General features: G+C 52.1%; 21 protein-coding genes and 4 tRNA genes. 14 read left to right on the top strand and 11 right to left on the bottom strand.

Annotated elements, in window-relative coordinates:
- The first annotated feature begins 34 nt into the window (after nt 1–34).
- Nucleotides 35–811, top strand: a complete 777-nt coding sequence (locus QZV76_RS05075; RefSeq protein ID WP_290598774.1) for a thioredoxin domain-containing protein — start codon at nt 35–37, stop codon at nt 809–811.
- Between the two features lie 193 nt (nt 812–1,004).
- Nucleotides 1,005–1,077: transfer RNA gene (locus tag QZV76_RS05070), tRNA-Ala, on the top strand.
- Between the two features lie 125 nt (nt 1,078–1,202).
- On the opposite strand, the gene QZV76_RS05065 is transcribed toward QZV76_RS05070, so the two are convergent.
- Together QZV76_RS05065 and nadE are read right to left on the bottom strand one after the other, a co-directional pair.
- Nucleotides 1,203–2,042, bottom strand: coding sequence for a trypsin-like serine protease (locus QZV76_RS05065; RefSeq protein WP_290598773.1), 840 nt, complete (start codon nt 2,040–2,042; stop codon nt 1,203–1,205).
- A gap of 138 nt (nt 2,043–2,180) precedes the next feature.
- The gene (gene nadE, locus QZV76_RS05060) at nt 2,181–3,014 is read right to left on the bottom strand and encodes an ammonia-dependent NAD(+) synthetase (RefSeq protein WP_290598772.1); all 834 of its coding nucleotides are present in this window, start codon (nt 3,012–3,014) and stop codon (nt 2,181–2,183) included.
- Between the two features lie 133 nt (nt 3,015–3,147).
- Between nadE and QZV76_RS05055 the strand changes: the two genes are divergently transcribed.
- The 5 genes from QZV76_RS05055 (at nt 3,148) to serB (ending at nt 9,263) form a co-directional block, all read left to right on the top strand.
- Complete coding sequence (locus tag QZV76_RS05055; protein ID WP_290598771.1) at nt 3,148–4,575, top strand: sugar porter family MFS transporter; 1,428 nt, start codon at nt 3,148–3,150, stop codon at nt 4,573–4,575.
- Nucleotides 4,576–4,721: 146 nt separating this feature from the next.
- Nucleotides 4,722–4,844, top strand: coding sequence for a type B 50S ribosomal protein L36 (gene ykgO, locus QZV76_RS05050; RefSeq protein ID WP_290598769.1), 123 nt, complete (start codon nt 4,722–4,724; stop codon nt 4,842–4,844).
- Nucleotides 4,845–5,165: 321 nt separating this feature from the next.
- The gene (nrdH, locus tag QZV76_RS05045) at nt 5,166–5,399 is read left to right on the top strand and encodes a glutaredoxin-like protein NrdH (RefSeq protein ID WP_290598768.1); all 234 of its coding nucleotides are present in this window, start codon (nt 5,166–5,168) and stop codon (nt 5,397–5,399) included.
- A gap of 335 nt (nt 5,400–5,734) precedes the next feature.
- Nucleotides 5,735–7,882 (top strand): class 1b ribonucleoside-diphosphate reductase subunit alpha, encoded by a 2,148-nt coding sequence (gene nrdE / locus QZV76_RS05040; RefSeq protein WP_290598767.1) that lies wholly within the window; start codon nt 5,735–5,737, stop codon nt 7,880–7,882.
- Between the two features lie 175 nt (nt 7,883–8,057).
- Nucleotides 8,058–9,263, top strand: a complete 1,206-nt coding sequence (gene serB / locus QZV76_RS05035; RefSeq protein ID WP_290598766.1) for a phosphoserine phosphatase SerB — start codon at nt 8,058–8,060, stop codon at nt 9,261–9,263.
- 7 nt (nt 9,264–9,270) lie between these two features.
- On the opposite strand, the gene QZV76_RS05030 is transcribed toward serB, so the two are convergent.
- Together QZV76_RS05030 and QZV76_RS05025 are read right to left on the bottom strand one after the other, a co-directional pair.
- Entirely contained in the window at nt 9,271–11,316 is a 2,046-nt protein-coding gene (locus tag QZV76_RS05030; RefSeq protein ID WP_290598803.1) for an ATP-dependent DNA helicase, read from the bottom strand.
- 104 nt (nt 11,317–11,420) lie between these two features.
- Complete coding sequence (locus QZV76_RS05025; RefSeq protein WP_290598765.1) at nt 11,421–12,749, bottom strand: nicotinate phosphoribosyltransferase; 1,329 nt, start codon at nt 12,747–12,749, stop codon at nt 11,421–11,423.
- Between the two features lie 217 nt (nt 12,750–12,966).
- Here QZV76_RS05025 and murI point away from each other — a divergent pair, with 217 nt between their 5' ends.
- From murI to QZV76_RS05000, 5 genes are all read left to right on the top strand, one after another.
- A complete protein-coding gene (murI, locus tag QZV76_RS05020; RefSeq protein WP_290598763.1) occupies nt 12,967–13,896 on the top strand; it encodes a glutamate racemase in 930 nt (309 codons plus the stop codon).
- A 213-nt stretch (nt 13,897–14,109) separates the two neighbouring features.
- Nucleotides 14,110–14,835: an MBL fold metallo-hydrolase gene (locus QZV76_RS05015; protein ID WP_290598762.1), complete on the top strand. Its 726-nt coding sequence runs from the start codon at nt 14,110–14,112 to the stop codon at nt 14,833–14,835.
- 12 nt (nt 14,836–14,847) lie between these two features.
- The gene (gene rph, locus QZV76_RS05010) at nt 14,848–15,627 is read left to right on the top strand and encodes a ribonuclease PH (RefSeq protein ID WP_290598760.1); all 780 of its coding nucleotides are present in this window, start codon (nt 14,848–14,850) and stop codon (nt 15,625–15,627) included.
- 31 nt (nt 15,628–15,658) lie between these two features.
- Nucleotides 15,659–16,312 carry a non-canonical purine NTP pyrophosphatase gene (locus tag QZV76_RS05005; RefSeq protein ID WP_290598759.1) on the top strand — a complete coding sequence of 218 codons (654 nt, stop codon included), beginning with the start codon at nt 15,659–15,661 and terminating at the stop codon, nt 16,310–16,312.
- Nucleotides 16,313–16,406: 94 nt separating this feature from the next.
- A tRNA-Leu gene (locus QZV76_RS05000) sits at nt 16,407–16,488 on the top strand.
- 69 nt (nt 16,489–16,557) lie between these two features.
- Here the strand turns inward: QZV76_RS05000 and bcp are convergent.
- A complete protein-coding gene (gene bcp / locus QZV76_RS04995; protein WP_290598801.1) occupies nt 16,558–17,037 on the bottom strand; it encodes a thioredoxin-dependent thiol peroxidase in 480 nt (159 codons plus the stop codon).
- A gap of 126 nt (nt 17,038–17,163) precedes the next feature.
- On the opposite strand from bcp, the gene QZV76_RS04990 reads away from it, so the two are divergent.
- Nucleotides 17,164–17,397, top strand: coding sequence for a DUF3618 domain-containing protein (locus tag QZV76_RS04990; protein WP_290598758.1), 234 nt, complete (start codon nt 17,164–17,166; stop codon nt 17,395–17,397).
- 132 nt (nt 17,398–17,529) lie between these two features.
- On the opposite strand, the gene QZV76_RS04985 is transcribed toward QZV76_RS04990, so the two are convergent.
- The 6 genes from QZV76_RS04985 to QZV76_RS04960 all read right to left on the bottom strand — a co-directional run bounded on the left by QZV76_RS04985 (nt 17,530) and on the right by QZV76_RS04960 (nt 21,284).
- Nucleotides 17,530–18,693: an Ig-like domain-containing protein gene (locus tag QZV76_RS04985; RefSeq protein ID WP_290598757.1), complete on the bottom strand. Its 1,164-nt coding sequence runs from the start codon at nt 18,691–18,693 to the stop codon at nt 17,530–17,532.
- A gap of 278 nt (nt 18,694–18,971) precedes the next feature.
- Nucleotides 18,972–19,044, bottom strand: a tRNA-Lys gene (locus QZV76_RS04980).
- Nucleotides 19,045–19,215: 171 nt separating this feature from the next.
- Entirely contained in the window at nt 19,216–19,443 is a 228-nt protein-coding gene (locus QZV76_RS04975) for a CsbD family protein (protein WP_290598756.1), read from the bottom strand.
- A gap of 258 nt (nt 19,444–19,701) precedes the next feature.
- Nucleotides 19,702–19,774, bottom strand: a tRNA-His gene (locus QZV76_RS04970).
- A 59-nt stretch (nt 19,775–19,833) separates the two neighbouring features.
- Nucleotides 19,834–20,472, bottom strand: coding sequence for an oligoribonuclease (gene orn, locus QZV76_RS04965; RefSeq protein ID WP_290598799.1), 639 nt, complete (start codon nt 20,470–20,472; stop codon nt 19,834–19,836).
- A gap of 2 nt (nt 20,473–20,474) precedes the next feature.
- Nucleotides 20,475–21,284: an SDR family oxidoreductase gene (locus QZV76_RS04960; RefSeq protein WP_290598754.1), complete on the bottom strand. Its 810-nt coding sequence runs from the start codon at nt 21,282–21,284 to the stop codon at nt 20,475–20,477.
- A 308-nt stretch (nt 21,285–21,592) separates the two neighbouring features.
- Between QZV76_RS04960 and QZV76_RS04955 the strand changes: the two genes are divergently transcribed.
- Nucleotides 21,593–22,192, top strand: a complete 600-nt coding sequence (locus QZV76_RS04955) for an HNH endonuclease family protein (protein WP_290598752.1) — start codon at nt 21,593–21,595, stop codon at nt 22,190–22,192.
- Nucleotides 22,193–22,685: the final 493 nt, after the last annotated feature.

The raw sequence follows: 22,685 nt of genomic DNA, 5'->3' as shown, positions 1-22,685 counted from the left end.
GTGAGTCCGCAGCTGCACTATGAAAGGTTCCTCCGTGGAAAAGAAGAAAAATAAGCGTCGCGCCTCTGCTCCATCCAAGTACGTGCCCTCGACCAAGAAAAACTACGGGTGGCTATGGGGCCTCCTCGTTATTGTGGTCGTTGCCGTCATCATTGGAGTAGGCATCCACATGGGTGTCAAAAGTAAGGACGATTCCGCCGATGGTGCCGATATCACCCTCAAAAATTCAGTAGTGAACGTTTCCGACGACTACATCGAATTCCGCTCCAAGGACGCAAAAAAGGATGCTAAAGTTGTCGAACTATTCGAGGACCCACGCTGCCCACTCTGCTCGGAGCTAGAGAAAACATACGGTAAGCAAATGGCCGACGCCATTGAATCCAATCAGGTTATCCTGCACGTGCATCTGATGGACTTCCTCAACCAGAGCGGTAAAACCCAGTACTCTACCCGCGCCAATGCTGCCCTGGTAACCGCAGCACTAACCGGCGACGCTGAATCCGCCTTCCGCTTCCACTCCATCCTGTGGCACACTGCCCCCGCAGAAGGCCAGGACACCGTAGAGCCCTCCGATGAGGATCTCGCAGACAAAGCAAAGCGGGCCGGCATTAAGGGCGACGCCCTCGACAAGATCAAGTCTGGCCAGTATGACACAATGCGCGCATCAAAGATGGGCAACGATAATATGAAGGACCTCGGTAAGCGCCTTGGTAAGGACTCCGGTACCCCCGCAGTCTTCACTGATGGTAAGCGAATCGATACGCAGAAATCGGACTGGGTCACTTCCCTCTACAGTGAAGAGAAGAAGTAAAGCATAAAACGTTCCCCATAAGGACCCTTTGATAAGTGCCCCGAGAGAGTAATCTCGGGGCACTTATCGTTCATGAGGACGTTACACAGTAGCCTTTTCATATTTTCCCAGAACTCACACTGCAGCTATGACCAGGCGATTTGGTACCGCTGTAAAAAGTGGTGTACTTTAACTAAAGCGGCCGAAAGGCACTGGGGCTATGGCGCAGCTGGTAGCGCACCACACTGGCAGTGTGGGGGTCACGGGTTCGAATCCCGTTAGCTCCACAGAGCAGAAATCCCCTGGTCGTAACTGACCAGGGGTTTTCTTTATTTGTGCTGATGTGCTTTGGTAGGTGCGAGCGCCATAATTCTGCAGGCTGCAATTTTGAGCATTGCAGCTACTGTTGCGGCTAGGCGTGGAGGGTAAGACCCCAGCGTTGCATGACGGTCTGGATGGGTTGTGCAGCAACATCCGTGGCGTTTGTCGGCTGTCCCCAGGAGATAATACCTACCGCATAGGGGGTGCCCTTGATCATTACATAGACGGGATCGCCAGAGTCGCCATGGTCGACGATTCCGCGGAAATGAATGTATCCTAGGTCGTCAACACCTAGATACTGTCCGCATGATTCCCCGGTACGGTAGCCCAAATGGCAAACGGTGCGGGGATGGTTTTGTTTAAGCCATTGAACCCCATACCAGCCAGGTACTTGGTTGTGGCCAGGAAGTCGTGGATCGACGTATTGGAGAGTAGAAAGCTCGATGAGGGCGTAGTCGCCACTGCTGTTGTTGGAGAGGTTTTTCCTTTCCACCATTTGTCCGATAACTGCACTGTTCCCATTGCGGTCTCGGATGGCGAAGCGGTCATACACGCGGCCACAGTGGCCGGCAGTGAGAATAAAATAGCGTTGTTTTTGGGAGACAATCCATCCCGTTGAACACTGTCCACCAGTGTCTATGTTAATAATCTGTCCACCTGGGACCACTTTTTCTGGATAGCTCAGCCAGTCCCAGCGCTCACTATCGTGATAGATAGGAGCGTCCATTGCATAGGGGTTGAAGCTCGAATGCAAAGAGTTAGCAGCGGGAAGATGCGAGTACTGCCGTCCTAGTGTCGGTGCAGCACTTGGTTTACTAGATTCTATTTCTGCCGCATGCGCCAGCGCGAATGGTGAGGCTTGTGAGCTGAGGGGAAGAAGCACTGCGGCGGCAAGAGCGAGGGCAGCCGCATGGTGTTTACGCGAAGCCACGTTAAGGCCTTTCTACTTTTCCTCTATCCTATTGACCGTAACTGTTGGTCGCATTGTGTTGACCGTATTGTGTTGGGATATCAGCGGGCGAGAAAATTACTGTAGTCTCAGTCTAATCGGTTAGTACCCAGTAAAAGACTATGAATTCCACCACGTATCGTAGGGGGCAACAGGGGAGGTTCGCTTGTGCCGGGACCGGAGGAAGTGTGCTTCAATTGTGCCGCACGCCTGCGGGGAGGGTTTTCCGGCTACTCCTTCAAGGTAGTCGTCAATGTCCCGGTAGGTTACTCCCAGCGCGGTTTCGTCAGGTAATGCGGGGCGATCGTCTTCAAGGTCGGCGGTGGGGACTTTTTCCCACGTTGCAGCGGGGGCACCTAGTTCTTGTAACAGTGCGGCGCCTTGTCGTTTTGTGAGCCCGCTAAGAGGGGTGAGATCTGCGCCCCCGTCACCGAATTTTGTGTAGAAACCAGTGACGGCTTCTGCCGCATGGTCAGTGCCCACAACGAGGTAGTGGCGTTGCCCAGCTACGGTGTATTGCGCCACCATGCGTTGGCGGGCTTTCACGTTGCCGCGCACAAAATCGCTAATGTCCTCGCCGCCCAGAGCTGTGGCCGCGGCGGCGACTGCAGCATCGGTAGCGTCTTTAATATTCACGGTGAGGGACACGTCGGGCTGGATGAATCGGAGGGCTAGTTGGGCGTCGTCTTCGTCTGCTTGTATGCCGTAGGGGAGACGCATGGCGATGAATTCAGCATGATAGTTTTCTTGGCGGAGTTCTTCCGCGGCGAGTTGGGTAAGGCGCCCTGCCAGGGTGGAGTCTTGGCCTCCGCTAATGCCTAGCACGTAGCCGTGTGAGCCGGTTGTGCGGGCATAGTTTTTGAGGAAGTCGATGCGTGTGCGAATTTCTTTCGCCGGGTCAATAGTGGGTTGTACGTGGAGTTCTGCGATAATGCGGTCCCGAAGAGTGCTCATGAAGCTAGCTTATCCTTTTCCCCGTACGGCACTGTACTAGGGTGCTGTGCTGTGACACTGTACTGGGGGCGCTGTGCTGTAACACTGTACGGGGTTGTGTGGTGGGAGTGGGTCTGTGCACTACAATGCCATCATGACTACAACTCCCACGAAGGATGCTGCAGTACCGGCGAGCGTCCAGCATAGAACGTCCAGTATTGGCTTGGTATCTGCTATTGCTGCTTTAGGCGGCATTCTTTTTGGCTATGACACCGGTGTCATGTCTGGGGCATTGCTTTTCATTAAGCCTGATTTTGACATGTCTGCCACACAGGAGGGCGTCATCACCTCCATCTTGATGATAGGCGCTGCTCTCGGCGCGCTTTCGGGTGGTCGCCTGGCGGATGCCATTGGCCGTCGGTGGGCTGTATTTTGGGCGGGCATTCTTTTTATTGTGGCGTCTTTGGCGTGTGCTTTTTCGGGGGGTACTTCGGCGGCAGCTGCCACAGTGTGCCTCTCCATTTCTCGTTTCTTCCTTGGTGTGGCGGTTGGTGGGGCATCCATTATTGTCCCCATGTATATTTCTGAGATTGCTCCGCAGGGTGTGCGTGGCCGGTTAGCTACGTTGAATTCGCTCATGATTGTGGTGGGCCAGCTTATTGCCTACGGGGTGAACTCGGCTTTTGCACCATCTGAGAATTGGCGTCTTATGTTGGGGCTGGGGGTAGTACCGGCAGTTGTGCTTGCTATTGGTACGTACTTTTTGCCTGATTCTCCTGTGTATTATCTGCTGCAGGATAGGCCTGATGATGCTGCGGCAGTGTTGCGCCATTTGCGGCGGGGTGATGACGCAGCCCATATTGATGAGGAGCTTGCCTCGTTGGCTGCTGCTGTTGCTGAGAAGAAAAACAAGAAGTCTGAGTGGTCTGCGTTAGGTACTCCGTGGATTAAAACTGTTATGGGTATCGCTATTGTCGTAGCGATGATCCAGCAAGTGACGGGTGTTAACGCCATTGTGTACTATGCCCCCACCATGTTGAAGAATGTTGGGTGGACCAGCCAAAATGCGGTCTTTGGCTCTATTCTTATTGGTGTTGTGTCGGTCATATCCTGCTGGGTTGGCCTGTCCATTGTAGATAAGGTGGGGCGGCGCCCCTTGCTACTGGGTGGTTTAGCGGGCACGGCCGTTTCTCTAGTGGCGCTTACCTTGGTGTATTGGCTTGCTCCCACAGATGAGTTGTGGGCGTCTAGCCTCATGCTTGCGTTAATGGGTGTCTTTATGGTGTTCCAGCAGTCTGCGGTGTCGGTAGCGACGTGGCTGCTGGTATCTGAGCTTATTCCGTCCGCGGTGCGTGGTATTGGCATGGGCATTGCTGGTTTGGCATTGTGGCTTATGAATTTTGTGGTGGCTATGTGCTTCCCGCCGCTTTTGGAAAGTATTGGCGGCGCGTGGACGTTCTTTGTGTTTGCGGTGCTGTGTGTGCTGTCGTTTGTTTTTGTGGACAAGGTAATTCCAGAGACGAAGAATCGGTCGCTTCCGGATATTGAGGAGGAGTTCCGTCTGCGTTATGCGGAGAAGTAGGGTGTATCTGCTGCTTACTTTGGTGTAGTGGGGGAAATCCGGTAAACTCTTTCGAGAGTGTCAGCCAGCATTGTGGTTTTCTCGCGTGCAAATCGGTTGGCAATAGACTTAACTTTATTGTGTTGGCTTAAGAAAGGAGCGTCCGCATGAAGGTCCGTAATTCCCTCCGGTCGCTGAAGAACAAGCCGGGCGCTCAGATTGTGCGCCGTCATGGCAAACTTTATGTCATTAACAAGAAAGACCCTCGCTTCAAAGGTCGTCAGGGTTAATTTGTGAAAGACGAAAAGTAAAGGGCATGGGTGTTTCTCATGTCCTTACTTTTTACCCATTACAGTATGTGATATATATCACATACTAAAGTGAAAGTTTCTTGCGTCAGAATCACATCTTTGTGAGTTGAACGAACGCAAGATGTGGGTGACAGGCTCCACGCATTTCCCGTTAAATCCCAAAAAATGAGATATCGACATGGGAATTTCACTTTTGTAATTCCTATATCTAGTGGTACTAGCGGAAATTTTGCACAAGTTATAGTGTCTTTTGTGTCAGTCACAGTGATGTGAATCAGTTGTCGCTAGCGAAGGATAACAATGAGCGTCGTCGTCTACACCAAACCCGCATGTATGCAGTGCAAGGCCACTCAGAAGGCTCTCAACAATGCTGGTGTTGAGTTTGAGATCGTAGACATTTCCATCGACGATGAAGCCCGCGAGTATGTCCTCGCCCTGGGCTACCTCCAAGCTCCCGTTGTCGTCACCGAAGAAACCCACTGGAGCGGTTTCCGCCCTGATCTCATCAACAAGTACGCTGTGCAAGCCGCCTAAGGTTAGGAAAAGTACGCACAGAGTGAACAGCCACTAACAGTCCCGAATATCATCACTACAGCACCGCTACACAACGTCGTCATCGCGTATTCAGTATGTCGTTGGCGACGTTGATGTGTGTGTTACACCCTTCTGCTAATACTAAAGAATGGCTAAAGCACCTTATTGAGGTGTTGCACTGAATCGCGTTGTACCGTGCTGGATCATATTGAACTGCATGAACGTTCTGTGTGAAGACTGCATGCTGTACGAAGACTGTACACTGTGTGAATACTGCATTGTAAATATTTATTGTGTTGTGAAGACTGCGTGAGGCAGAGGAGAAAATAGGAATTATGGGCGAAAAGAAGATTCTGACTGACGAGAACGGCCAACCGCTTGACTACCATTCACTGAATGCGATGTTGAACATTTACGACGAAAACGGACAAATCCGTTTTGAGTCCGACCGCGAAGCTGTTCGCCAGTTTTTCCTCCAGCATGTTAATCAGAACACTGTTTTCTTCCACACTCTTCAAGAAAAACTAGAATTCCTTTTGGAGAACGGTTACTACGACGAAAAGGTCATTAACCAGTACTCCTTCGCCTTCATTAAGAGCCTCTTCCAGCAGGCCTACGCGCATCGTTTCCGCTTTAAAACGTTCCTCGGCGCCTACAAGTACTACACCAGCTACACACTGAAAACTTTTGACGGTAGTCGCTACTTAGAACGCTATGAAGACCGCGTCTGCATGGTGGCACTAGCCCTTGCAGAAGGTGACGAGCAAATGGCCCGCTACCTTGTTGACGAAATTATTACCGGCCGTTTCCAACCCGCCACCCCCACCTTCCTCAACGAAGGCAAAAAACAGCGCGGCGAGCCCGTTTCCTGCTTCCTCCTGCGTATCGAGGACAATATGGAATCTATCGGCCGCGCCATCAACTCCTCCCTGCAGCTATCTAAGCGTGGCGGCGGCGTTGCTCTCCTCCTCACTAACCTGCGTGAGCAAGGCGCCCCCATTAAACGCATAGAGAATCAGTCGTCCGGCGTTGTCCCCGTCATGAAACTGCTAGAGGACTCCTTCTCCTACGCTAACCAGCTGGGTGCCCGGCAGGGTGCCGGCGCTGTCTACCTGCACGCTCACCACCCGGATATCATGCGTTTCCTCGACACGAAGCGTGAAAATGCTGACGAGAAAATCCGCATTAAGTCCCTCTCACTAGGCGTTGTCATCCCGGATATCACTTTTGAACTCGCCCGCAATAATGAGGACATGTACCTCTTCAGCCCCTACGATGTGGAGCGCGTCTACGGTAAGGCATTCTCCGACATTAACGTCACCGAGAAATACCGCGAAATGGTCGACGACCACCGCATTAAGAAGTACAAGATTAATGCCCGCAAGTTCTTCCAAACACTAGCCACTATTCAGTTCGAGTCGGGCTACCCCTACATCGTTTTTGAGGACACCGCTAACCGGGCTAACCCCATTGAAGGAAAAATCACCATGTCGAATCTCTGCTCAGAGATTCTGCAAGTGTCCACCCCTTCCACCTATAACGATGACCTCAGCTACTCCCATATTGGCCGCGACATTAGCTGCAACCTGGGCTCCATGAACATTGCCATGGCAATGGATTCCCCCAACTTTGAAAGAACTGTGGAAACCGCCATTCGTGGCCTTACCGCAGTATCTGACCAGACCAACATCCAGTCGGTGCCGTCTGTTGCGCGCGCTAATTCAGAAGGCCACGCAATTGGCCTGGGACAGATGAACCTGCATGGCTACCTTGCTCGTGAACACGTCCACTATGGTTCACCCGAGGCCCTCGACTTCACCAACATCTACTTCTACAGTGTGCTCTTCTACGCTCTGAAGGCATCGCACAAGCTGGCGGTGGAACGCAACACCCGCTTCATTAACTTCGAGAAATCTAAGTACGCCACCGGCGAGTTCTTCGAGAAGTACATAGAAAAAGAATGGGTACCGGTTACCGATAAAGCCAAGGAACTCTTCGCCAAATCCAGCGTCCAGATTCCCACCCAGGAGGACTGGAAGACGCTGCGCGACGACATCATGCGTGACGGCATCTACAACCAGAACCTGCAGGCTATCCCGCCCACGGGATCCATCTCATACATCAATAACTCCACCTCGTCGATCCACCCCATCGTGTCCAAAATTGAGATTCGTAAAGAGGGGAAGATCGGTCGCGTCTACTACCCGGCACCCTTCATGGCGAACGACAACCTGGAGTACTACACCGACGCCTACGAGCTAGGCTACAAACCCATCGTGGACACGTATGCTGTTGCCACTCAGCATGTAGACCAGGGGCTTTCTCTCACACTGTTCTTCCCGGATACAGCCACGACACGCGATATTAACAAAGCCCAGATTTACGCCTACTCCAAAGGCATTAAATCCCTCTACTACATTCGCCTCCGCCAAATGGCACTTGAAGGGACTGAAGTTGAGGGCTGCGTTTCCTGCATGCTCTAAAATGGCTATAGAGAAGATATAGGGAAGATGGACGCCCTGCCGGAGAAGCAGGACGTCCATCTTTTAACTATCTTTTGGTCATCTTTTGACCTTGTCCACCTCACCCGGAACAATAGGATATACCGAGCGGCCAGCGATAAAGCTAGCACCATAGCCAGCGATAAAAGGACACAGCATGAAAAAAGCGGACACTGTTCTCGTCACCGTCACAGGACGAGATAAGCCGGGTGTCACTTTTGCCCTCATGAGTATTCTCAGCCAGCATGATGCTGTCCTCCTTGATGTACAGCAGGTTGTCATTCGTGGCCGGCTTATCCTGACTGCTCTCATTGAGCGCCTCCCACAGTGCGGGGAACTTGTTACCGACATTGAAAATGGGATGGCCGCACTCGGCATGGACGCCGATATTGAAATCGGCTCCGACCCCGTAGGCTCCGGCTATACCGCAACCCACACAGTTCTCATCCTGGGCCGACCTATCACTGCGGAAGCCTTCTCCCGTATCGCCGGAACCCTCGCCGACCTAGGGGCTAACATTGCCTCCATTAAAGGCGTCGCCGACTATCCGGTAACAGGTATCGCTCTGCAAATTGTGGCCCGCAATGCTTCCGGTGAACGTATTTCCGGTATCCGTACCGCCCTCGCCTCACTTGCTACCGAACTTGGGGTCGATATTTCCTTCGAGCCAGACGAGTACGCTCGCCGTGCGCAACGCCTTATTGTCTTTGATGTTGATTCCACCCTCATCCAAGGTGAAGTCATTGAAATGCTGGCAGCACACGCAGGTAAAGAAGCAGAAGTGAAGGAGATTACAGACCGTGCTATGCGCGGCGAAATCGACTTTGCGGAATCCCTGCGGGAACGTGTCGCAACACTCCAAGGCCTGCCTGCCAGCATCATTAAAGAAGTATCCGACTCAATTGTGCTCACCCCGGGGGCCCGCACCACCATCCGCACCCTTAAACATTTGGGCTTCAAATGCGGTGTTGTCTCTGGCGGCTTTAACCAGGTTATCGCCCCCCTGGCGGAGGATCTGGAACTCGACTTTATGCGGGCAAACGAACTCGATATCAAAGACGGTGTCCTTACCGGCAAAGTTAACGGCGCCATTGTTGACCGCGCCGGCAAAGCCGCAGCACTCAAAGAATTCGCCGAACGGGAACGCGTATCACTGTCGCAAACAGTGGCAGTGGGTGACGGTGCCAACGACATAGACATGTTAAAAGCTGCAGGTATGGGGATCGCCTTCAACGCGAAACCGGCATTACGCACCGTGGCCGATAACTCTGTTAACTTCCCCTATCTTGATGAAGTACTGTTCATGCTGGGTGTTACCCGCTCCCAAATAGTGGCGGTTAATGGGGACATACGCCACGATTAGTGCAGGATTAGTGCAGTGAGCCAGTAATTCTCCGCAGAGAATTGAGCACTACCTCAGTGTTTGTTGTCTCCCAATAGGGTGGAAGGCTCTTCCGCAGGTAGCTACCGTAGCGTGCCGTCACCAGGCGGGAATCCATAACTGCAATAACGCCCCGGTCCGTGCTGGAGCGCAGCAGGCGGCCTGTTCCCTGGGCCAGAAGAAGTGCTGCATGAGATGCGGAGACGGACATGAAGCCGTTTCCGCCGTGCTCATTAATAAAGTCAAGCCGCGCCGACATAAGTGGATCATCGGGGCGGGGAAAAGGGATGCGGTCAATAATAACGAGGGAACAGGACGGCCCGGGAACATCCACACCCTGCCAGAGCCCCAGCGTTCCTACCAGGCAACTTTCTTCCTGCTCGGCGAAGTCCGTGATAAGCGAGCTCATAGTGGCTTGCCCCTGGCAGAGCACTGGGTAGGATACGTGGTCGTCTAGATAGCTGGCTACCTCGTCTGCTGCGCGCCGGGAACTACACAACACCAGTGTGCGGCCACCGGCTGCGTTAATAAGATCCTCCATCCGCTGCAGTGTGGCAGGGGAGGTGGTGCCCTGCGCAGGGCGGGGCAGATCTGCGGCAACGTAAAGAATGCCGGATGATCGGTGGTCAAAAGGAGACCCCACATCCAGGCTTTCCCACGTAGAGGTTGTAGAAGCGGGCGCAGGCGCGGTTGGGGACGCCGACGCGGGTGAAGATGCCGTCGCGGACGTGTCAGAGTCTTGGCTTTGGCTCGGCAGCCCCCATTGACGTGCCATTGTTTGGAATGAGCCGCCTGCCTGCAGTGTGGCAGAGGTAAGAATGACGGTGGAATCCGCGAAAAGATGGTCGCGTAGTACCGCCGAAACAGATAGTGGCGCCACATGAATTTCGTAGCCGCGGCGCTCATCGTGGCTCATCCACACAACATGGGTGGGGGAGCTAGCCATCACCACATCACACACGTCAACAATCTGGTTCAAATTGCCAATAGTTTGTTTCTTCGCAGTGGCTTTTTTCGGGTTGGAGAGAATATCGGCTTCTTGGACGGGACCAATAGATGTTAGAAGCGCACTGGCGGAGGAGCGGAGCACAGTAAGTGCAGCTGTCTGTTGGTCGGTAAGGCTGTCCCAGCGTCCAATGGGACTATTCTCCATGGCAGTAATAGTGTGTTCAATAGTGTCCTGGAAATTGTCGACGTCTTCTTCGCCGGCATAGTGAATAAGGCGCTTCCCCAGCATTTCTAACCCGGTAGCGGAGAGTGTTCCGGCAATAACGTTGGTGACGCGACTCTCTAACTCGTGCGCCTCATCAATAATGACAACATCATGGTCGGGAAGAAGATTGATGGGTGACGCTGCGTCGATAGCCAACATGGCGTGGTTAGTCACAACGATATCTGCTTGATAGGCCTGTTGACGGGCCTGCTCCGCAAAACATTCGGCGCTGAAAGTACAGAGGGAAGAGCCAATACAGGATTGTGTATCTACTGAAAAGGTTTTCCACACAACATCGGAAACACCTGGTTTGAGGTCGTCGCGGTCGCCAGTGTCCGTGTTTAACGCCCACTCGTGGATACGCTGCGCCTGCAAACCCTTTTCAGAGGGAATAAGTGCAGTAGTCCCCTCATCGTCTGTGTCAGGATCGTTACCGGCGTCCAACGCGTTTAGGCACAGATAATTATTGCGTCCCTTTAAGAGCGCAAAAGTGGGTCGCCGCCCAAGGTCTTCCGCAAGCGCATCCACAAGAAGCGGAAGATCACGCCGACATAGCTGGTGTTGCAACGCAATGGTGGCGGTGGACACCACTACAGTGTGTCCAGTTTCCACCGCGTGGCGCAGTGCCGGAACCAGGTACGCCAACGACTTACCGGTACCCGTGCCCGCCTGCACCGCCAAATGCTTGCCGGTAGCCATAGCGCGGTCTACCGCGGTTGCCATCTGCTGCTGGCCGGTACGTTCCTGACCCCCTATAGCCGTCACCGCTTTTTCTAACAGCTCTTCCACACTGGGAAGCGAACTGTGAAGTGAACTAGACAGTGAATCGGGAAGTGAGTCAGATGGCGAGCTAGACGGTGAAGGGGAGTCTGATGCCGGTGAGGAAGCCACGTCAGAGAGATCCTCCACGAGTCCCATAGTCTCCGTTAGAAACCAACAAACTGGGTGGGGATAGCTGGCTCACCACGTGATAGAGAGAGCCCCTCCCACGGCAACTGTTTGAGATTGTCATACAGTAGGCTACGGGCATCATCGAGGGTGGGGAGACCGTCCTGAACTTCACCGTTCACCATGTAGTCAATGGTGAGCTTTTCACAGTTCAGTGTGCCAGTGTCAGGTGTGTCAGCACCCAACGGGGTAACAATTTCGGACACCATCGTGCCAGTGGCGCGAGACGTACGGAAGCCCTGCTTACTACCGCCACGGGTTTCCTTATGGCTGGAGCGTTTCGCAACGCGCTGACCATCCACCTCAACAAGCTTGAAAACAAGCTCGGCAGTGGGAGCACCAGAGCCAGTCACCAGGGACGTCCCCACCCCGTAGGCGTCAACAGGTTCAGCACGAAGCGCCGCAATGGAGTATTCATCCAGGTCACCAGAGACAACAATGTGCGTATTGTGGGCGCCCAAAGAATCAAGCTGCTGACGCACCTGCCGCGCCAGTACACCCAGATCACCGGAGTCGATACGCACCCCGCCCAGTTGCGGGCCGGCTACCTCAATAGCGTTGGCAACACCCTGAGTGATGTCGTATGTATCCACAAGGAGCGTGGTATCCGTCCCCATCGCCTTGATCTGGTGGCGGAAAGCAGCCTTTTCATCGGCCTGGTTATCGGTGGTGTGCAGCAGTGTGAAGGAGTGTGCAGACGTTCCGCCCACGGGGATATTCCAGCGGTAGCCGGCGGCAAGATCCGACGTGCTGGTGAAGCCCGCAATGTAGGCGGCGCGGGCACCAGCCACAGCACTTTCTTCATGGGTGCGCCGGGCGCCCATTTCAATGATGACGCGGCCATCTGCGGCGGCTGCCATGCGTGCGGCGGCGGTGGCGACAGCGCAGTCATGGTTCAGAATGGAGAGCGCGAGTGTCTCTAGGATCTGACATTCAGCAAAAGTGCCTTGCACGGTGAGGATGGGGGAGCCGGGGAAGTAGAGGTCGCCTTCGCGGTAGCCGCTGATGCTTCCGGAGAAGCGGAAGTTCCGCATCCATTCGAGGGTGTCGTCGGAGAGGAAGTCACTGCAGTAGTCAATTTGCTCGTCAGTGAACTGGAAGTTTTGCAGTTGTTCTAGCAGTCGTCCGGTGCCAACAACAACCCCATAGCGGCGGTCGTGGGGCAGACGGCGGCCAAAGATCTCAAAGGTGGTTTGTCGGCTTGCCATGGGTGTGCCATTGGCTTTTTCGGCGGCGAGAGCCGCATCCACCATGGTGAGTTCGTACATATCCGTTAGCAGCGCAGGGGCGCCACGGTAAGTGTCCATAAATACTCTTCTCAGAGGTTTTTACGCGGGTTATGTCTCTAAGTTTACTCACCTCCAGGGGGTATCGAGCGAACTGTCTATAGTGAATAGCAGAGTGAATTACACTGAGGTCGATTACTGAAGTGGATTGTTCTAGCAGTCAACAGTATGAGGGCGTTCACGGATAAGTGATTGATCAGTGCATGATGTGTGGCGGGAAAGGATAAGGATTTCGCGCATGGTAAGCAGTGCGGCAGGGGGCAGTGCGAAAGACGGCAGTGTGGCAGGGGGCAGTGTGGCAGGAGAGAAAACCGCACCCATTGGGGTTTTCGACTCCGGGGTAGGGGGGTTGACGGTTGCACGCGCCATTATTGACCAACTGCCGCACGAGGCTCTTCTTTTCGTGGGTGATGGGGCGCATGGTCCCTACGGTAATCAGTCGATGGAGGCAGTACAGGGGTATGCCGTTGCTATCGGTGATTATCTGGTAGACCAGGGCTGTAAAGCCATTGTTATGGCATGTAATACCGCTACGGCAGCGGCTTACGAGACGTTTCAAAAGCGTTACAGCATCCCCATTGTGCAGGTGATAACTCCGGCAGTGAGGCGTGCTGTGGCGACCACACGATCGGGCAAAGTGGGGGTAATTGCCACACAGGCGACGGTTGATTCAGGTGCCTATGCGCGCGAATTCGAGCGCTTGTGTCAACGCCAGCCAGAGTGCGGGGACGTCACAGTGTTGAGCGTGGCTTGTCCGCGGTTTGTGGATTTTATTGAGCGTGGTGTCACGACGGGACGGCAGGTTTTAGGTTTGGCGGAGGGGTATCTGTCGCCGTTGCAGGAGGCGGGGGTGGATACGCTTGTTTTGGGGTGTACGCATTATCCGCTGCTTTCCGGCATTATTCAGATGGCTGTCGGGATGGATGTTGCACTGATTAACTCTGCGGAGGAAACGACGAAGGATCTTGTGCGGTTTTTAACGGAGCAGGATCTTCTGGCGCCAACTATCCCGGATGACGAAACGGGTGTTGATGAAGTGGGTGTTGTGGGAGGTCCGCTGCACCGTTTTGAAACAACTGGCGATCCAGTATTGTTTGAGCACTTGGCGCACCGATTTTTGGGGCCGGTAGTGGGGTTTGTAGAAGCGACGCGGTTATTGGATTACTAAATTACTAGCCGGATGGTAAGCGGTTTTGTCGTTTTAGCGTTCTCTATTTCGTATTGTGGAACCCTATTTTCATTTAGTGATTGATCCTTGTCGCTTTCCTCACACCTTCTTCCTGTTGTGCTATTTTGCCTCGATATTGGCCTCACACTTGAGCTGGAAAACTGGAACCATGGAGACATGCGTTTGACTGTGATTGGTTGTTCAGGAAGTGTCGTGAGTCCCCATTCACCCGCATCCTGCTACCTTCTCCAGTCCGCCGGCCAGCGCCCCATCATCATGGATATTGGTAATGGATCAATGGGAACTCTGCAAGAACTTGTTGATCCCAGCGGCTGCGATCTTGTTAATTCGCATCTTCACCCCGACCACACAGCTGATATTCCCAGCCTTATTGTGTGGAGACGGTATTCGCACCGGTCAACAACACGGCCAGCTACTGTCTTCGGGCCGTCCACATTCCTTAAAAAAGTGGGGGAGTGGTTTGCTGATGATTACGGTTCCTGCCACGACCTTACTGATACTTTTGATTTTCACCCGTGGGATGTAGCTGCGCCCCAGCATCTCAACGGCTGTACTTTTCAGGCTTTTCCTGCCGATCATCCCGGGGAGGCCTACTGTATGCGGGTAACGGAGGATACCACTGGGGCAACATTCTGTTTCTCTGGGGATACTGGGCCTTGCGAAGGTGTTTACAAGGCTAGTAAAGATGTTGATGTCTTCTTGTGTGAGGCAACGTGGACAAGTAATCCTAATCTGCCTGAGCACATGCATCTTACGGGAGCGTTGGCGGGCGCGCTGGCGTCAGAGAATCATGTTGGCCGCTTGTTGCTCACGCATATTTCTCCCTGGACCGATAGTGAAGCTGTTTTGGCGGAAGCTAGGGAGACGTCAACTGTGCCTACTGAACTGGTAAGTCCCCGGGCGGTTTATGAGTGGTAGTAGGCTCTAGGTGTGTCTACTACTGTAAATTCTCGCGCCGATGGGCGTGCTGTTGATGAACTTCGTCCCGTTACTATCACTCGTGGTTTTACCGAGAATCCGGCAGGCTCTGTGCTGATTTCTATGGGGAATACCCGCGTTATGTGCACTGCGTCTGTGACGCAGGGAGTACCCCGTTGGCGTAAAGGATCCGGTCTAGGGTGGCTAACAGCTGAATACTCTATGCTTCCGGCTGCCACGAATGAACGCTCTCAGCGTGAATCCACACGCGGCAAGGTGGGGGGTCGTACGCACGAGATTTCTCGCCTTATTGGCCGTTCTCTGCGGGCAGCTATTGATCTATCGGCACTGGGAGAAAACACTATTGCCCTTGACTGTGATGTACTGCAGGCAGATGGTGGTACGCGGACTGCATCCATCACCGGCGCCTATGTTGCACTTGCTGATGCTGTTACCTATCTACTGTCGCAGGGGCTTATTACCGGTGGTAATCCGCTGAAAAACAGTATTGCGGCAATCTCTGTGGGCGTTATTGACGGCGAAGTACGTCTTGATCTTCCCTATGAGGAGGACTGTCGTGCGGAAGTTGATATGAACATCATCTGCACTGGTGATGGTCGTCTGGTGGAAGTACAGGGTACTGCGGAGGGTGAGCCTTTTGACCGGGCTGTTATGAATAGTCTGCTCGATATGGGGCAAATGGGGTGTGCCGCGTTAAGTAAGACACAAAATGATGTTCTCGCTGCCCCGTATCCCTTCCCCGCTAAGCTCGGTACTGGCAACTGCGTTTAATCACTGCTCCCTAGCGTTATAAGGAGAAACCGTGAAATTACTTGTTGCTTCCCGCAATAAGAAGAAATTGTCTGAACTGGAACGGGTATTAGCTGCTGCGCATCTCACCAGTATTGAAGTCGTCGGTTTAGACGAGGTGAAAGAATATCCAGAAACGCCAGAAACTGGTGCTACGTTTGCCGAGAATTCTCTTATTAAAGCCCGTGACGGTGCCGCTCATTCCGGTTGGGTGACAGTTGCTGATGATTCTGGTCTACAAGTTGATGCCTTGAACGGAATGCCGGGTGTCTTGTCAGCTCGCTGGTGCGGGGAACACGGCCGCGATGAGGACAATCTGCACCTGGTGTTGGGTCAATTGCGTGATGTTCCCGATGAGCGTCGGGGGGCAGGTTTCGTTTCTGCAGTAGCTATTGTGGTACCGGAGTCAGTGGCTAGCGCGGCAAAACTTGCTGAGTATGACCTTCAACCGGAGATGGTTGTTGAGCGGGAATGGCGTGGCAGTATTACACGCCAGCCACGTGGTGACAATGGTTTTGGGTATGATCCCATTTTTCGGCCGTGTGATGCTGATGGGCGCACATCGGCAGAATTAGCACCTGCGGAGAAAGATGAGCGTTCGCATCGTGGCCAAGCTTTACGTGCTGCGCTTCCTCTTTTTACGGCTTTAGCACAGCTGGAAGCATAAATATGCGGCTAGGTTAGCTTAACGATTTGGTATTAAGGATACTGTGACCTGTACAGTATGAGAGTCCCTTATGAGAATTTCTTGTACAGGACATGCGCGAGTGGCGGAATTGGCAGACGCGCTAGATTTAGGTTCTAGTGTCTAAGGACGTGCGGGTTCAAGTCCCGCCTCGCGCACAGAAAAGCCCTTCGGAACGTGGTGTTTCCGGAGGGCTTTAGTGTGTTTACGCGCTTTGAGATGCTGTTTTACAGATTGAGTTCTTTAATGATGCGCGCAACGTGGCCGGTTGCTTTGACGTTATACTTCGCCAAAGCGATAGGATCAACAAGGAAGGTGGAGCGAATAACTCCCTGTACTACTTTCCCGTAGTTTTTCTTCTCTCCGAAGGCTCCCCATTCTTGCATGACAGTCTTATCGGGGTCTGAGAGGAGGGGAAAAGTGAGGTCATATTTGTCGCGGAAGGCGGCAAGTTTTTCTGGTTTGTCGGGAGAAATGGCAATAACGTCAATTCCGGCAGTGTTGAGTTGGGCAAGATTGTCGCGGAAGTCGCAGGCTTCTTTTGTACAGCCGGGAGTGTTGGCGCGTGGATAAAAGTAGACGATAACTCGTTTACCTGCGTAATCGTCAAGGCTGACGGTGTTGTTGTGGTCGTCGGTAAGCGTGAAGCGGGGAGCTTGTTCGCCTGCTGAGAGAGTTACCTTATTCGGTGTTGTAGAAGTGTTCATAGTCACAGCGTAGCGACTTTCCGTTGATTCGTCGGCTATTAGGCCATAGTGCAGTACGCTAAAGGGGGAACACTATCTAAAGTGTGTACGTGAAAATATAGCTGGAAAATATAGCTGGAGGACATTATGGCTCAGGACTTCGACGATATTGAGCTGAACATTGCTGCTGCTCGCGATAACCTTGCGGCAACTCTTGATGAGATTGCCGATCGCGTAGATCCCTCTAACGTTATGGAGAAGGGTAAAGCTGCTGCGAAGGATGCATTGCAGAAGGTTGAGGTGCAGATCGCATTAGGTGTCGCTGCTGCTGTCGCTTTGGGGTCTATCGTTATTTCTATTGTTCGCCATCACAAGAAGTAGCGATTGCATGTAGTGCTTGTGAAACTACGCATTGTCGGTAGTTTTACTTGTTAGCGTGAAAAATAAGGGGTGGGGCTCACACCTATGTGAGCCCCACCCCTTAATGCTTGCTAGCTGTCTGTTGCCTGCTAGCTAGTTGGTGTTCTGGTTAGCATTTCCGGCTTTCCATTGAGACCACGGAATGTTCCAATCTCCTAGGCCTTCAATACCTTCCAAAGTTCCACCCTTAGTATTCTTTACGAATACGGGGTCTCCAGCTTTCATCGTGTGATAGACCCATTCACCGTTTTCGGGGGACACGTTAAGGCACCCGTGGCTAGTATTACTGGATCCTTGTGCCCAAAGGGACCATGGTGCAGCGTGAATGAAGATACCGCTGTATGACATGCGGGTGGCCCAGTAAACAGTGGTTTTGTAGCCTTCTGGCGAGTTTGTGGGAACTCCGAACGTGGAGGAGTCCATAATCATGGATTCGTGCTTGTCGCCAATGTAGTAGATGCCATTAGGGGTTGGATGAGCATCCGATCCCATAGAAATGGGGATAGTCTTAATGACTTGGCCGTTCTTCTTAATAGTGAGTTGGTGCGTGTTATCGTCGGCAAAGCCTTCAACTCGATCCCCAATGGTGTAGGCGGAGTGGAGATCTTTCTGCCCGTAGAGACTATCGCCGAGGTCATGACCATAGCACTTGACGTCAATGTTGATCTTGGTTCCAGGCTTCCAGAAGTGTTCGCCGCGCCAGCGTACTTCAGTATCGCTCATCCAGTAGAAAGCTCCGTCTACTTTCGGAGAGGTCTTAATGTGGATGCAGTCTTGTGCAGCCTGGCGGTTACCAATGGGCTCATCAAATTTCACTGCAACGGGTTGTGCTACACCGGCAACTGTTCCATCGAGGGGATAGATCCAGGGCATTGTGAAATTGTCTGGCTTAACAGTGTGGAAGTTTCGCTGGAAGTTAAAACGCTTATCGCCTTTTGTAGCGAAAGACTTAATGGTGTAGCTCTGGTCATAACCTAGAGGCTCTGTGCTAGACCAATGATTCCCCTCCTGCGTACCCTTTACTTCTTTGCCTGTTTCATCATTGGTAAGCCGTACAGAGCCGAGAGTACCGCTGGTGGCTTGGACCAGGATGGGGGAAACAACGTTAACGTTAGTTGCGGCTTCCCCCACAGATGCCTGTATTGATGGTGGTTTCCCAGAATCTTCTGTTGCGTGGCAGCCAGTTAAGCCAACTGTTAAAGCAACAGTCGCAGCAATAGCTGCGAGAGCGGGATGACGTCGAACAGCACGACGCATAGAGGAACCTCCGAAAAGCAAAAATAATGTGCGCGAAATACACGGAATGTACAGAATGTGTGGAGTACACGGCACCTAATCCGTAGTACTTAACGTGCGCCCAATCTGCACCTAAGCTGTGTCCAAGCTGCGTTCAACCTGTACGGTAGCAATCACGGTATTAATCGCGGTATCAATTTATTCCCTGATAAAGGATGTATCGTTTGCAAGTTTAGCTGTGCCGTGTAACAACAGAAAAACTCCCAGCTAATACTTTTTAGCCGGGAGTTTCTTTCTCGTGCACCACCAGGGACTCGAACCCTGAACCCACTGATTAAGAGTCAGTTGCTCTGCCAATTGAGCTAGTAGTGCATAACTTGTTGCTTTTCACTCTTGCTGTGTGCAACAGAGAAAACTTTATAACGTTCTTTTCCTAGAAACAAATTGACTGGTAAGGGCAGGTAAACGAGAGGGGCGGCAGGCGGTTGATATCCCGCATGCCTCCCCTCGTTGGATATTATGTCCTCATATAAGTGAGGATTATTACTTTTTCAGACCGTTAATGAAGCCCTTGGCTTTATCGGCAACTTTCCCGGCTTTTTCAGCAGCAGCATCTTTTGCGTCGGATAGGGCGTCCTGTGCAGATGCAGCGGCCTGATTAACCTTTCCTTCTGTCTTTAACTGCTCGTCGCCAGTGACGTCTCCAAGGCCTCCCTTGGCTTTACCAGCGATATCTTTAGCGGAGTTTTTGATTTTGTCATCGAGAGACATATAAAGCCCTTTCACATTCTTTCGCAATAGTGTGCAGTCTTTCGCGATGCGAACAGAGCTACGTATTCATGCATACGATCCTGTTCGTGTGGCTATAGCGGCTACATTTTCACGCTAACAAAGTTTCCTCATACGACAAGAGGAAAGGTCAATGATTTTTAGTGATGAAGAGTACAGGGGTATGAGCTGTGTGAACGATGCGTCGATTGAGAGAAATGAAAAGGATCCCCATACGTCGTGTACGGGGATCCTTCTATGGGTGAGTGACGAGACTCGAACTCGCGACAGCCAGGATCACAACCTGGTGCTCTACCAACTGAACTACACTCACCATCAACTCATTATGAGTGCTGCTTCAGGCAGCAAGCTAATACTAGCGAAGATTGTGGTTTAGGAAAAATCGGCAAGTTTTTCTTTAATATCATCTTCGCTGGGACCAGGCTCCGGAACAAAGGCTACAGCGCGGTAATAGGCCAGTTCGCGAATAGATTCTTTAATGTCTGCCATGGCGCGGTGGTTCATACCTTTAGGAGGCTGGTTGACATAGATATAGGGGAACCAGCGGTGGCATAGTTCCTTAATGGTGGAAACGTCAATCATGCGGTAGTGCAGGAAGTTATCGAGCTCCGGCATATCGCGGGCGATGAAAGCGCGATCCGTGGCAATACTGTTGCCAGCTAGTGGTGCGGTACGCGGTTCTTTCACGAAGCGCTTAATGTAGTCCAGTACCTGTTTTTCTGCTTCCGCAACTGTGACGGTACTGCGGCGAATCTCCTCGGTAAGTCCCGAGCGTGCATGCATCTCTGTAACAACATCATCCATGCTATTCAGTAGTTCGTCAGAGGTGTGTATGACTATATCGAGTCCGGGAGTCTGGCCGTCTTCGTCACCGAGGATGTTGAGGTTGCTGTCGGTGACAAGGACGGAGATTTCTACAAGTGCGTCCTTGGCACGGTCAAGGCCGGTCATCTCGCAGTCTATCCAGACAATACGGTCGAGTTTTTCGGGAAGGTGCGTGGGGGAAATCATGGTCATTTGTTATCACCTGCTAGTGCCCCATAACTGAGTTTATTGATGGGGCTTGTAATCATATGTGGAAGGTATCCCACGGCATTCAGCATTTTGCCAATAGCACCAGGAACAATACGCCGTTTGTTACGTGCTAACGCAGCAAGAGACTGTTCTGCAACTTGATCGGAGTTTGCCCACATGAAAGCGGGGATCATGCGGTCGAGGAAGGTTTCTTCACTCTTCGGTTTATCAGAAGGACGAACTGGGCCAGGAGCCAACAAAGTGACATTAATACCGTAGCCTTTGAGCTCATCATGAAGTGACTCAGAGAAGATATTGACGAATGCCTTAGTGCCGGCATAAGTAGCGTTATAGGCAATAGGCATATTGCCTGCGGCGGAACCGACATTCAGAATGGCTCCTTCTCCGCGCTCAATCATGCGTGGGAGTACCGCGAGGACAAGTTCATGAACAGTACTGGCATTGAGCTGGAACTGCAAGTGTTCTTTCTCCTCTGGCAGTTTAGCGACACTGCCGAATGTAGCGGTTCCTGCATCATTGCAAAGGATAGTGACGTCGAGCGTGCGGAGCTCATCGGTAAGTTCTTTACGAGACGCGGGATCGGAAAGATCGCAGGGACGGCACAGTGCCTCCACCCCGTAGGTGGTAGTGATCTCGGTGGCTAATTCTTTAAGGACGTCTGCGCGGCGTGCTACAAGAATAACGTTGTAGCCACGTTGCGCCAGATGTAGTGCGAGAGATCGGCCAATGCCTTGTGAAGCACCAGTAACGACGGAGTAAGTCTGTGTGGTAGGTTGCGGAAATGCCATGTGCCTAAGTCTAGGCTATAACCATGCACAGTACGTTTCTGCATGCCATTCCCCGAGGCGATTCCCGTTGTAGCAGGTCTGTATCTCTACGGTTCATAGGGTTAGTAAGTGCTGCTGTCGTTACGGTGGCAACAGCAGGATGCGCCATAGATGTAGACGGTACGCAAACAGGGGATTCTTCTGGGGAGAGTACTAGTAGTTCGCCCAGTAGTAGCTTACAAACGCATCACTCGGGTAAACCACGTACGCCTGTTTCGCCGCGAGTATCACGGAGGAATAAGAATAAGGCAGCAGGAATTAGGTTTACTGTGCTGCGCGATTTTGGGCTGCATAGTTACCACGATGCGCTTACGCACGCTCGTTTTCTGACGGTAAAGGGACGCGCACCTAAAACTGGTTATAAACGCGCTCAGTATGGGCGAAGTTGGGATGACAATAACGACGCTCCGTTAGGACACAACGGATGTCGAACTCGTGAAGACATTCTGCAACGAGATCTAGTGAATGTGACATTCCGTCCGCGTACGCACGGTTGTGTGGTGGAAACAGGTGTACTGCATGATCCATATACAGGTGATGTTGTCTACTTCCAGCATGGTCAAAAGACAAGTGCCCTAGTGCAGATAGATCATGTGGTTGCACTTGCTGACTCATGGGTTAAAGGTGCGCAGTCGTGGAGTGCGGATGTGCGTCGCGCGTTCGCTAATGATCCCCGTAATCTTTTAGCTGTGTCAGGATGGGTCAATGCACAAAAGGGATCGGGGGATACGGCCACCTGGTTACCACCCAATAAGATTTATCGCTGTGAGTATGTTGCGAGACAGGTTGAGGTAAAGAGGCTTTACGGTTTGTGGGTTACCAAGGCTGAACAAGCTGCAATGATCACTGTGTTGCAAAAGTGTTCATAGAATATCTCGCCGTTATACAAAATTAATGATTGCAACAGATGCAATGTCTCTTAGGTTTAAATGTCCTTTCTGAGTTATAAATAATAAAGCCTGCTCATTTGTGCAAAAACTATTTTTATTATCTACAAATGCTAAGTTTGGTGACATTGTGAATACTTCTTCGAAGGCATGGTGTTGTGTACACCCGTAGTTCGCCTAGATAGCGAAATGATTTCGGGGAAGTGGCAATAAGGTTCTCTTTTCTTAAGAAATTGTAGGAATAACTAAATCGTTCTTGTAACAAGATATCTTCTGTAGAAGACAATTGCGGTGACTACAGTATTGATGTTTGCAGATCAGCGTATGTCGTTGAATAAATAGCTACATAACGCTGTCATCTGCATAATCAGGGGAGGGTTTACCTTCTACGAATGAGAGCGCGCATACGGCATCTCTGAATCATCTAGATGAACCCATATACTTCCCGTGGGGGCAAGCATCTCATGCAAGGCAT

Origin of the sequence: Lawsonella sp., from assembly GCF_011525565.1 — a bacterium.
Lineage (GTDB): Bacteria > Actinomycetota > Actinomycetes > Mycobacteriales > Mycobacteriaceae > Lawsonella > Lawsonella clevelandensis_A.
The sequence above is the reverse complement of the archived record's forward strand: the minus strand, read 5'-3'. Positions and strand labels throughout refer to the sequence as shown.